General features: G+C 68.5%; 8 protein-coding genes. 4 read left to right on the forward strand and 4 right to left on the reverse strand.

Features of this window, described 5'->3' with window-relative positions; all coding sequences use genetic code 11:
* The first annotated feature begins 45 nt into the window (after positions 1-45).
* The gene (locus tag V9G19_RS14830; protein WP_462286170.1) at positions 46-4,902 is read left to right on the forward strand and encodes an NAD-glutamate dehydrogenase; all 4,857 of its coding nucleotides are present in this window, start codon (positions 46-48) and stop codon (positions 4,900-4,902) included.
* A gap of 39 nt (positions 4,903-4,941) precedes the next feature.
* Positions 4,942-6,429, forward strand: coding sequence for a sensor histidine kinase (locus V9G19_RS14835; RefSeq protein WP_462286171.1), 1,488 nt, complete (start codon positions 4,942-4,944; stop codon positions 6,427-6,429).
* A 59-nt stretch (positions 6,430-6,488) separates the two neighbouring features.
* Here the strand turns inward: V9G19_RS14835 and V9G19_RS14840 are convergent, their stop codons facing one another.
* Positions 6,489-6,737: a WhiB family transcriptional regulator gene (locus V9G19_RS14840; RefSeq protein WP_462286172.1), complete on the reverse strand. Its 249-nt coding sequence runs from the start codon at positions 6,735-6,737 to the stop codon at positions 6,489-6,491.
* Positions 6,738-6,926: 189 nt separating this feature from the next.
* Between V9G19_RS14840 and V9G19_RS14845 the strand changes: the two genes are divergently transcribed.
* Both V9G19_RS14845 and V9G19_RS14850 read left to right on the forward strand, forming a co-directional pair.
* On the forward strand, positions 6,927-7,304 hold the full coding sequence (locus V9G19_RS14845) for a hypothetical protein (protein ID WP_462286173.1): 378 nt from the start codon (positions 6,927-6,929) through the stop codon (positions 7,302-7,304).
* Between the two features lie 150 nt (positions 7,305-7,454).
* Positions 7,455-9,248, forward strand: a complete 1,794-nt coding sequence (locus tag V9G19_RS14850) for an IS1634 family transposase (protein ID WP_462284342.1) — start codon at positions 7,455-7,457, stop codon at positions 9,246-9,248.
* A gap of 78 nt (positions 9,249-9,326) precedes the next feature.
* Here the strand turns inward: V9G19_RS14850 and V9G19_RS14855 are convergent, their stop codons facing one another.
* The 3 genes from V9G19_RS14855 to V9G19_RS14865 form a co-directional block, all read right to left on the reverse strand.
* Entirely contained in the window at positions 9,327-10,607 is a 1,281-nt protein-coding gene (locus V9G19_RS14855; protein WP_462286174.1) for a DUF2207 domain-containing protein, read from the reverse strand.
* 98 nt (positions 10,608-10,705) lie between these two features.
* Positions 10,706-11,605, reverse strand: a complete 900-nt coding sequence (locus V9G19_RS14860; protein ID WP_462286175.1) for an electron transfer flavoprotein subunit alpha/FixB family protein — start codon at positions 11,603-11,605, stop codon at positions 10,706-10,708.
* Positions 11,606-11,662: 57 nt separating this feature from the next.
* A complete protein-coding gene (locus V9G19_RS14865) occupies positions 11,663-11,851 on the reverse strand; it encodes a hypothetical protein (protein WP_462286176.1) in 189 nt (62 codons plus the stop codon).
* Positions 11,852-12,012: the final 161 nt, after the last annotated feature.

Consider the following 12,012-nt stretch of genomic DNA (forward strand, 5'->3'; position numbering starts at 1 on the left):
GTGGGGCAGCGTTGCCCGCCATGTTGTCGAAGGGATCGATTTTCCGTGCCTGACATTGCCGAGGCCCGAACCGAACGACTGCGCGAGGCCGCAGAACACGGCCGGTCGAAAGATGGCCCGGTGCTCCTGGATTTCCTGATCGACTACTACCAGCACGTGCCGGCCGAAGAGGTCTTGGCCCGCGGTAGCGAGGACCTCTTGGCAGCCGCGTTATGTCATCGCGAGATCGCTCAACACCGGCCCGCGGGAACGGCGACGGTCGTGTGCTTCAACCCGACCATCGATGGCGAGGGCTGGTCCAGCCCGCACACCATTATCCAGATCGTCACCGACGACATGCCCTTCCTCGTCGACTCGGTCTCGGCCCAGCTCGAGCAGATGGACCGGGCGATCCATGTCCTGATCCACCCGCAGCTGCTCGTCCGGCGCGACGCCGAAGGCAATCTGGAGGAGCTGATCGAGGGGGCCGACCCGGCCACGTTCGACCGCGGCCGAGCCAATTCCTACGGGGAGATCCGCGAATCGTGGATGCATGTCGAGATCGACCGGGAGAGCGACGCACCCGATCGGGAGGCGATCGTCCATGCGCTGCGGCGGGTCCTGTCCGATGTCCGGGAGTCGGTGGAGGACTGGCCCAAGATGCGGGCTCTCGCCACCAGCTTGGCGACCAAGCTCACGCAGTCGCCGCCCCCCGGGATCACCGCGGCCGAGAGCGACCAGGCGGCCGAATTCCTCAATTGGCTCGCGGACAATCAGTTCACCTTCCTCGGCGCTCGGCAATACCAGATCGCGCCCGGCCGCTCCGGCGCGACGCTCAAGCCGATGTCCGGCACCGGCCTCGGTCTGCTGCGCTCCGATCCGGCGATGTCGCGCGCCTTGACGACGCTGTCGGGACGGGCGCTGGAAAAGGCGCTCGAGCGGCACGTCATCTTTGTCTCCAAGGCCAATTCGCGTGCGACAGTGCACCGGCCCGTCTACTTGGACTACGTCGGCGTGCGCACTTTCGATGCCGACGGCGCGGTCAACGGCGAGCACCGGTTCCTCGGCCTGTTCACCGCGAGCGCCTACGCCGAATCGGTCTTGCGGATCCCCTATGTCAAGGACAAGGTCGCCGAAGTCATGGCCCGGTCGGGGTATGCCGCCGAGTCCCACTCCGGGAAGGACCTGCTCGGAATCCTCGAATCCTATCCGCGAGAAGAGCTTTTTCAGGCGAGCGGGGCGCAGCTGACCGAGACCGCCACCTCGATCGTGCACCTGAAGGAGAAGCGGCGCTGTCGCCTGTTTGCCCGGCTGGATGATTTCGGGCGCTTCGTCTCTGCCCTGGTCTTCATTCCGCGCGACCGCTATAACACCGCGGTTCGGTTGCGGATCGAGGCGATCCTGGTCGACGCCTACGGCGCCAGCAGCGTCGACTACACGACGCGGGTCTCCGAATCCGTTCTCGCCCAAGTGCATTTCGTGCTCCGGCTGCCGTCTCAATCGCAGGCGCTGGATGTCGACGTCGTGGCTTTGGAAGCCAAGATCACTGACGCGACCCGCACCTGGGAAGAGGACCTGCTCGAGGCGTCCTTGCGCGAATTCGGTGAGGAGGAGACCGCCCGCGTGGCCGGGTTGTACGGGCAGGCGTTCCCCGCGGCATACAAGGAGGATTTTGCGGTCCGCCAGGGCGTGGCCGACATCCGCAACCTGGAGGCGCTGGAGGACGACGAGTCCACTCGCCTGGTGCTCTACAAACCGCGGTGGAACCCCGAGACGATCCGCCGCTTCAAGCTTTTCCGGCGGGCGCCGCTCTCGCTGACCCGCGTCCTGCCGGTCTTCACCCACATGGGTGTCGAGGTCGTCGACGAGCGGCCGTACGAGCTGACCCGCAAGGACGGGCAGGCCCTCTTCGTCTACGACTTCGGCCTGCGGGTGCGCGACGACCAGCTGTGGGGGTCTTTGTCGCACGCCCGGCTGCGGGAGCTCTTTGAGGGCGCCGTCGACGCCGTCTGGAACGGCCACGCCGAATCAGACGGCTTCAATGCGCTTGTGCTGCAAGCGCAATTGACGTGGCGGCAGGTGGTCATCCTGCGTGCGATCGCGAAGTACCTGCGCCAGGCACGCTCGGCGTTCAGCCAGCTCTATGTCGAAGATGCACTGCTGCACAACTGGCGTATCGCGGCGACCTTGGTGGAACTTTTCGAAGCCCGCTTCGACCCCGACCTCGTCGATGACCAGCGCGCGCAGCGCGAGGCCGACCTCGCCGCCAAGGTCATCGACGTCCTCGATGACGTCGCCAGCCTCGATGAGGACCGGATCATCCGGGCCTTCCTCGGTGTCGTCCGGGCCACCTTGCGCACCAACTACTTCCAGCGTGGTGCCGACGGCCAACCAAAGGACTATCTCTCGCTGAAGCTCGACCCGCACAAGGTGCCGGACCTGCCGGCTCCGCGGCCGGCGTTCGAGATCTGGGTCTACAGCCCGCGCGTGGAAGGCGTCCACCTTCGCTTCGGGCCGGTCGCCCGCGGCGGTTTGCGGTGGAGCGACCGGCGCGAGGACTTCCGCACCGAGACCCTCGGGCTCGTCAAGGCGCAAATGGTCAAGAACGCCGTCATCGTCCCGACCGGATCCAAGGGTGGCTTTTATCCCAAGCAACTTCCCGATGACCCGAAGCGGCGTCGCGAGGAAGGAGTCGCGGCATACGAGATCTTCATCTCGGGTTTGCTCGACCTGACCGACAACCGCGACGGCACCGAGATCATCCCCCCCGAGCGCGTCGTGCGCCACGACGAGGACGACCCCTATCTCGTGGTCGCCGCCGACAAGGGGACGGCAACCTTCTCCGACACGGCCAACGCCGTTTCCCAGAAGTACGGCTTCTGGCTCGATGACGCCTTTGCCTCGGGCGGGTCGAGCGGCTATGACCACAAGGGGATGGGCATCACCGCGCGCGGCGCGTGGGAGTCGGTCAAGCGGCACTTCCGCGAACTCGGGCTCGACACGCAGAGCGAGGACTTCACGGCTGTCGGCGTCGGCGATATGAGCGGTGACGTTTTCGGCAACGGGATGCTGTTGTCTCGGCACATCCGCCTGGTCGCGGCATTCGATCACCGGCACGTCCTCGTCGACCCCGACCCGGACGCCGAGCGGTCGTTCACCGAACGCGAGCGCCTCTACAACCTGCCCGGCTCCTCGTGGGGCGACTACGACAGATCGCTGATCAGCGCGGGTGGCGGTGTCTTTGCCCGTTCCTTGAAGTCCATCCCGGTGTCGGAGCCGATGCGGGCGGCGCTTGGCCTGCCCGACGCCACCGCGTCGATGACACCGAGTGAACTCATTCACGCCATCCTGCTCGCCCCGGTCGACCTGCTGTGGAATGGCGGGATCGGCACCTATGTCAAGGCCGCGGAGGAAACCAACGACGCCGTCGGCGACCGCGCGAACGACGCCATCCGAGTCGACGGTGGCCAGTTGCGCGTCAAGGTGATCGGCGAGGGAGGCAACCTCGGGCTGAGCCAACTCGGGCGGATCGAAGCGGCCAGGGCAGGGGTGCGGGTCAACACCGATGCGATCGACAATTCGGCCGGTGTCGACACCTCCGATCACGAGGTCAACATCAAGATCCTGCTGCGGGAGTTGGTGCGCCAAGAGGATCTGACCCTCAAGCAGCGCAACGCCCTGCTGGCGTCGATGACCGACGACGTCGCAGCCCAGGTGCTGCGCGACAACTACGAGCAGAACGTCCTGCTGGGCAACGCCCGGGCACAGCAGTTCATCATGCTCAACGTCCATCAGCGCCTGATCCACTGGCTGGAAGAGCGCGGCTACCTCGACCGGGAGCTGGAGTTCTTGCCGTCCGATCCCGAACTCGTCGAGCGCGGTGACGCGGGCCAGGGGTTGACCTCGCCGGAGTTCTCGGTGCTCGTCGCCTTCTCCAAGCTCGCCCTGAAGAACGACCTGCTGCCCACGAGCCTCCCGGACGACCCGTGGTTCCAGGTCACCCTCAACGAGTACTTCCCGGCCCCGATCCGCGAGCAGTTCCCCGAGGCGATCACCGCGCACCCGTTGTCGCGGGAGATCATCACCAACTCCGTGGCGAACTCGCTCGTCAACCGCGGCGGGATCACCTTCGTCTATCGCGCCATGGAGGAGACCGGAGCCACGGCCGAGCAGATCGCGCGAGTCTTCGTCATCGCTCGGGAGGTGTTCGGGCTGGCCAGTTATGTTCACGCGGTCGAGGCGCTGGACAATCAGGTTCCGACGACCGTGCAAAACCGGCTCTACCTCGAGTTCCGGCGCCTGCTCGATCGGTCGGCCCGCTGGTTCCTCGCCAACCGGCCGGCCGCCATCGAGGTCGCCACCGAGATCGATCGGTATGCCGCGCTCGTCCAGCAGTGGGAGCCACGCATCCCCGAACTGCTCGTCGGATCGGAGCTGGAGCGGATGCGCGGCCAAGCCGACGAACTAGAGGCGAAGGGGGTGCCGGCGCCACTGGCGCTGCGATCCGCGGGCCTGCTCGACGTCTTTTCGCTGCTTGACGTCGTCGATCTCTGCGCCGCCACCGGCGCGGAGGCGGGCGATGTCGTGCCGCTCTATTTCACGGTCTCCGAGCGTTTCGGGGTCGATGAGATGCTTCACCGGATCAGCGAACTTCCGCGCGGCGACCGCTGGGATGCGCTGGCCCGCGGAGCGCTGCGCGACGACCTCTATGGCGTGCTCAAGGCGCTGGTCCACGGCGTCTTGGCGGCCACTCCCGCGGGCGGCTCACCCGCGGAGCGGATCGAGGCCTGGTCGGACGAGAACTCCGAGGCCGTCGGTCGGGCGCGACGCTCGCTGGTCAGCATCGAGCGGCTGGAGAAGCCGACGATCGCCGCGATGTCGGTTGCCCTGCGCACCTTGCGTTCGCTGGTGCCCAGCAGCTGAGTCATCCCGCCGACGTGGGGGTGATTTAGGCTGCCCCTCGTGGTGGGCACCCTGGGCGAACAACTGCGCGCGGAGACCTCGCTTGACGAGCCCAGCATCGAGTGGCTGCATCTGCTCATGGGCGACTGGCAGTTGCTCGCGGACCTGTCCTTCGCCGATCTCGTCCTGTGGGTGCGCGTCCTCGACGATCGCTGGTGTGCCGTGGGGCACGTGCGTCCCACGACCGGACAGATGGTGTTCATCGAGGATGTCGTCGGCTCGTATGCCGCCGGCGACCGGGCCACCCTCCTGCGGCGAACCTTCGTCGACGGCGAGGTGCTGCGCCGCGGCGGACCGGTCCTCGACCGGGATCACCCCATCCGCGAGGAGGCCATCCCCGTGCGGACCCAGCGCGGGATCATCGGCGTGGTCACGCGGCATACCAACCTGGCGGCGATGCCGACTCCGAGCCGGCTGGAGCTGAGCTTCCAAGCCCTGGCGGGGTCGTTGGTGCGGATGATCAGCGCGGGCGAGTGGCCACACGTCGGTGCGCCGACCGGCTTTCGCCGCGGCGCCCCGCGGATCAGCGATGGCGTGATCCACCTCAACACCGACGGGCTCGTGCTCTATGCGACCCCGAACGCCCTGAGCGCCATCCACCGCCTCGGCCACGAGGGGGATGTGATCGGCGAATTCTTTGCCCAGGTTATCCTCGGCCTGCTGACCGATCGGACCGCGGGGGATGAGTCGCTCGCCATCGTCCTGACCGGCCGCGCGGCCTGGCGCTCGGACATCGGCAACCGCCACGGCGCCGTGGCGTTGCGGGCGATTCCGCTCACCGAGAACCGGGAGCGGACCGGGGCGATCATCCTGATTCGCGATGTCTCGGAGTTGCGTCGACGAGAGCACGAGATGCTCTCGAAGGAGGCGACGATCCGAGAGATCCACCATCGCGTGAAGAACAACCTGCAGACCGTGGCCGCCTTGCTGCGCCTGCAGGCGCGCCGGCTGTCCGACGGTGCGGGCAAGGTTGCGCTCGACGAGGCGGTGCGTCGGGTCGGCACGATTGCCTTGGTCCACGAGACGCTTAGCCAGGGGTTCGACGAGACCGTCGACTTCGACGACATCGTGCGGCGCAGCCTGCGGGTTGTCGTTGAGGTCGCCACGAGCGAGCATCCGATTGCCTCGGAGTTCGCGGGCAGCTTCGGGCGGATGCGTGCCGAGGACGCCATGGCCCTCGCGCTGATCATCTCCGAGCTGATCCAAAATGCTGCCGAGCATGCCCTCGCCGAGGATGGCGGCACGATCGTTGTCGGGTGCAATCGGGAGCCGGATCCCGAAGGAGATGTGCTTGAGGTGACGATTTGCGATGATGGTGCGGGCCTGCCCACCGGCTTCCGGCCGGGCCGGGCGGGGCTGGGCACCCAGATCGTTAACTCCCTGGTGCAAGACCTGCGCGGCGCCATCCGGTGGGAGGACAACCAGCCGCATGGAACCCGGGTGCGGTTCTATGCCCGGTTGCGCCCGCTCGGCAAGGATGACGGCTAGCGGCGGGCTGTGCCTAATCGGCGCGGCGGGCTGTGCCTAACCGGCGCGGCGGGTTGTGCTCAACCGGCGCGGCGAGCGCGGGCGTTGCGGCGCTTGAGCGCGCGCCGCTCGTCCTCGGAGAGCCCACCCCACACGCCGGAGTCCTGACCGGTCTCGATCGCCCACTTCAGGCACGTCTCGACGACATCGCAGCGGCGGCAGACCGCCTTGGCCTCTTCGATCTGCAGGATCGCGGGACCGGTGTTCCCGATCGGGAAGAACAGTTCCGGGTCCTCATCGAGGCAGGCAGCGCGATCGCGCCAGTCCATGGGGCAGGGCTCCTTCTGACAATCTGGGTCCGTGGTAGGGCAGGCGCACGTGGCCTCTTGGATGGTGGAAAGCGGGCACGCGCCAAGGCTCTGCGTGACAGGCAACCTCCATTCTCTCGGAGAACGCCCGCAATGCCAATGCTTTAGCGTGCAATTCTCTTCCCGAGTTCCCGCCTACGCTTGCGTATCGTGACGACAACCACACCCTCGGGCAACTCGACGGCGCCCCTCGTGGCCGCGATGGTTTGCACGATCGAAGCGCTGGCGCTCCTCGCCCTGACCCTGGCGTATGCCGTCGGCATGGCGCGCGACGCGGAGGAGAGCCTGGTCCGCAGCCTCGCGTCGGCGGCCCTGTTCGTCGTTGCTGCCGCGCTGCTGGTGGCGATGGCGCGAGCCTGGCGAGCCGGAGCGGGGTGGCAGCGGATGGCGACGCTCGTCGTCAACGCGCTGCTGGTGCCGGTCTCCTTCTCGGTCATCCGCGGCAATGGCGTCCTGATCGGCGCTCCCGTGCTGCTGGTCGCGGTGTGCGGCATCGTGGCCGCGATCGCGGCAGGAGAGCAGCGCTGAAACCCACGATGTCGCACACCCTAGACCGAAGTTGCGAGTGGTTTGAGGGCTGATCCCCGTTTTGACCTGCAGTGATGCGGCTTCTAACCCCTCGGTGTGTCGTCACTAAAGTGGATCGATCGATCCGGCACGGTGTGATATTTTGGCGGTATGGCGAAACGTGGTGGAGCGGTTCATGTGACCACGCACCGTCGTCACTATGTTGGTAAGGACGGGGTGGCCCGGGACTACGAGACCCACCTGTTGCGGCGTTCCTGGCGGGAGAACGGCAAGGTGCGCAACGAGACGGTCGCGAACCTCTCCCACCTGCCGGCCGAGCTGATCGAGGTGATCCGGGCCTGCCTGGCCGGGCAGGCGTTCATCCCGGCCGACCAGGCCGCCACCATCACCCGCTCCCTGCCGCACGGGCATGTGGCCGCGGTGTGGGCCCAAGCCCGGGCCCTGGGCCTACCCGGGCTACTCGGGCCGCCCGGGCGGGCCCGGGACCTGGCGATGGGGCTGATCATCGCCCGAGTGCTGGCACCCGGCTCGAAGCTGGCGACCATCTCCTGGTGGGCCGACACCACCCTGGGCGTCGACCTCGACCTGGCCGGTGCCTCCACCGACGAGGTCTACGCGGCGATGGACTGGCTACTCGGGCGCCAGGACGCGATCGAGAAGCAGCTGGCCCGGCGCCACCTGGCCGCCGACGCCAACCCCGCCCGGATGGCGCTGTTCGACCTATCGTCCTCGTGGATGGAAGGCAGCCACTGCCCACTGGCCCGGCGCGGCTACTCCCGCGACGGGAAGAAGAACCGCACCCAGATCGAGTACGGGCTGCTGACCGACCCGGCCGGTCGCCCGGTCGCGATCCGGGTCTTCCCCGGCAACACCGCCGACCCCACCGCGTTCATCGAGGCCGTCACCCTGGTGCGGGACACCTTCAAACTCACCGAGATGGTCATGGTCGGCGACCGCGGCATGATCACCACCGCCCGGATCACCGCGATCCGCCACACCAACACCGACCCGGCCACCCGAGCCGACCTCGGCTGGATCACCGCGCTGCGCGCCCCCGCGATCAAAACCCTTGCCGCCGAGGGCGGCCCGCTTCAACCAACCCTGTTCGATGAACACAACCTGGCCGAAATCAGCCACCCCGACTACCCCGGGGAACGGCTGATCGCCTGCCGCAACCCGTTCCTGGCCACCGAACGCGCCCGCAAACGCGAGGACCTGCTCACCGCCACCGAAACCGCCCTGGCCCCCACCCAGCGAGCAGTGGCCGAGGGCCGGCTAGCCGGCGCCGACACGATCGGCCTGCGGGTCGGCAAACTCCTCAACAAATACCGGATGGCCAAACACTTCGACCTGACCATCACCGACACCACCGTGGTGATCACCCGCAAAACCAGCCAGATCGCCGCCGAAGCCGCCCTCGACGGCATCTACGTGCTACGCACCCCAACGCCCGCCGAGACCCTCACCCCCGCCAGCATCGTCCAGGCCTACAAAAACCTCGCCCACGTCGAACGCGACTTCCGCAGCATCAAAGCCACCGACCTCGACCTGCGCCCGATCTACCACCGCCTCGAAGACCGCGTCCGCGCCCACGTCCTGATTGTGATGCTCGCCGCCTACCTGACCTGGCACCTACGCGCCACCCTAGCCCCCCTGACCTACACCGACGAACACCCGCCAACACCCGCCGACCCGGTCGCCCCCGCCCACCGCTCCCCAGCCGCGGACCGCAAAGCCTCCCGACACACCGACGACCACGACCAGCCCGTGCGGTCCTTCCCGGCCCTGCTCAAACACCTCGCCACCCTGACCCGCAACGACCTGCGCTACGGCACCGACCACACCACACCCCTCGTGCCCACCCTGGCCGAACCCACCCCCACCCAACGCCACACCTTCGCCCTCCTAAACGCCCCCATCCCCCTAACCATCAACGGCAAGTAGACAGAACCACCAACACCCAAACCAGCGAACCCCCTGCCCAGCAGGGGGTTCGCCACGTCAACCAGCCGTAACTTCGGCCTAGATGTCGCAGCCGGGGGCGTCGCAGCCGTCGCACCCACCGCAGCCATCCCCGAAGTCGAGCAGCCCGCTCGCTGAAGAGGCGAAGTCGCCGACGCCGTCGGCCACCCCGTCCAGGGCATCAGCGATGTCGAGGCCGTCGGCGAGATCACCGACCCCGGCGGCGAGATCGCCGATTCCGGAGACGAGGTCCGGCCCATAGAACAGCAGGTCGGTCGCCAGGTCCAGCCCGTCGACCCAGGTCAAATCGACGTAGGCCGCGCCGAGCCCCTGAGCGTGGGCCGCGCGGGCCACCTCGCCGAACGTCTGTGCCCAGCGGTGCGCCACGCCGAAGACCATGGCGTAGGGCAGGTAGCGGCTGAACAAGTCGCGGGCCTCTTCGAAACGGATCTGATTGGCCTCGGCCTTCGTGAGATATTCCTTGAAGCCGAGGGCCTGGATCCGCACGGCGCTGCCCTCGGCGGTGCGGGGAGTGCGCCCGCGCCCGCCCCACAACAGGATCAGCGCCGCGACGAGGAGTCCGGCGCCGAGCGCCGTGAGCAGCAGCCCGGGGAAGCGCTCGATCTGGTAACGCTCCATGGCCGCCCAGGCGCCCGCGGCGAGAATCAGCCCGACGAGCGCCAGCGGCACCCCAAGGCAGCCGAGCCGGCGGTTGCGGTCGCGCGGATGCTTGGTGTAGTAGCCGCGGTCGACGACTTCGCGGTAGAGCCCCACCTGCGCTTCGCGCATGGTCAGGTCGAAGCCGCGACGCTTCAGTTCGCCGATCGTCACCACCTCGCCGTCGGCGAACACCTTGTCGAGCAGGGCGCGCTCGAAGGCCAGCAAGGCTCCGTCCGGCTCGTGCCGGATCCGGGTCAGGCGCCACTCGTGTTTCTGGGGCGCGGCGGGCTGGGTGCGCTCGGGGCCGCGTTGCGGCGGTGGGCGAGCTTCGGGGTCAAGGGGCTCGGCGTGCAGGTGCAGGTAGCCGCGCACCGCAAGGTCGACCAGGGTCGCCGACACGTCGACGACATCGGCCGAGCCGTCGACAACCGTGCCCATCAGCCCCGGCGTCATGCCGTCCGGCGGGGTGAACCGGACCGCGATCGGGCCGCTCCACTCGCTGCGACCACCTCCGACTCGACGGCGGGTGGTCTGCTGCCCCAGCGCCGGCAGCTCACCCGGCGTGACCCCGTCGAAGACCTCGTCGCGGCGGCGTCGACGGAACCACACCACGGTCACCAGCACGATAAGCAACGGCAGCAGGGCCGCGGCGACGATCTCGCCGAGTTGGGCCGATGTCACGCTGGGTCCCTTCGCCGCTTCGTGGACAGCGGCCACGCTAGCCCACGCTGCTCGGTCGCGGGGGACCCGATCGAGCACCGTGGGCGGGTGTGGTGCCCCTAGCCCAACTCGGCGAGGATCGCCGGGATCACCTCGTGCATGTCACCGACGATCGCGTATGCCGCCTTGGTCACCATCGGTGCCTCGGCGTCGGTGTTGATCGCGATGATCGTCTTGGACGAGGCGCACCCGGCCCAATGCTGGATGGCGCCGGAGATCCCGCACGGCACATACAGGTCGGGGTTGATGCGGGTGCCGGTCTGGCCGATCTGCTCGTGGTGGGGGCGCCAGCCGAGCGAGGTGACCACGCGCGAGACGCCGACCACCCCGCCGAGCCGGGCGGCGAGCGCATCGACGTCGCCGAAACCCTCGGGGCTGCCCGCTCCGCGGCCGGCGCCGATGACGACCTTGGCCTTGGCCAGGCCAGCGCTGTCGCCGCCCTCGCGGGGGGACACCGAGGCCACCTGGGCGCGCAGGTCGTCCGCCGGGATCTGTGGGGAGAACTCGACGACCGTCGCGGCGCCCGCAGTCGCGGCCGGGGATGGCTCAACTGCGTGCCCGGCGAGGGTGAGGATCGCCGGCTCCGCCGGGATGCTCATCGTCTCGATGACCGCCCCACCGACGACCTGACGCCGCACCGTTGCCAGCGCGCCATCGATCGTGGCCGCGACGGCATTGGCCGCCATCGGCAGGTCGCGCCGCGCCGCGACGTGGGCGAGGATTTCGCAACCGCGATTCGAGCCACCGGCGAGCACGACCCTAGCCTCGGTTCCGGCGATCGCATCCACGACACCGGCCCAGGCGGCCGCGGCATACGAACTCAGGCTCGGGCTCTGCGCGACGTGCACCGTGGTAACGCCCTGGCTGGCGCAGTCGGCGACCGTCCCGGCCAGATCGCTGCCCGGGGCGGCGAGCACGACGGCCCGGACGTCGCCTCCCAGGGTGCGGGCGAAGGTCAACGCTTCCTGCGAGACGAGCGCGGCATGGCCCGCCGTCGACCTCGACCAGAACGAGGATCATCGCAGCACTCCCAACTCGGTGATGGTGGCGACGAACGCCGGCGCGGCCGCGGGACCGGCGCCGAGGATGGTGACCTGGTTGGGCGGTGGCGGGGGGACCTCGAGCGCCTGGCGTCCCGCGCCGTCGGGGGTCGCGGCGGGGCCGCGGTGTTCCACCGGAGCCTTCTTGGCCTTCATCCGGCCCATGACGCTCGGGTAGCGCGGTTCGACACCGCCCTCGAGGACGCTGGCGACAGCCGGCAGTCGACACGAGGTAGGTCTCGGTGCCCTCCGGGCCCTCACCGACGAGCGTGGCCTGGTCGCCGTCCACCGAGGCCTTCTGGATGCCGGCGACGACGGGGCGGTCG

It is taken from the genome of Nostocoides sp., assembly GCF_037045025.1.
In the GTDB taxonomy this organism is placed as follows: Bacteria; Actinomycetota; Actinomycetes; order Actinomycetales; family Dermatophilaceae; genus Nostocoides_A.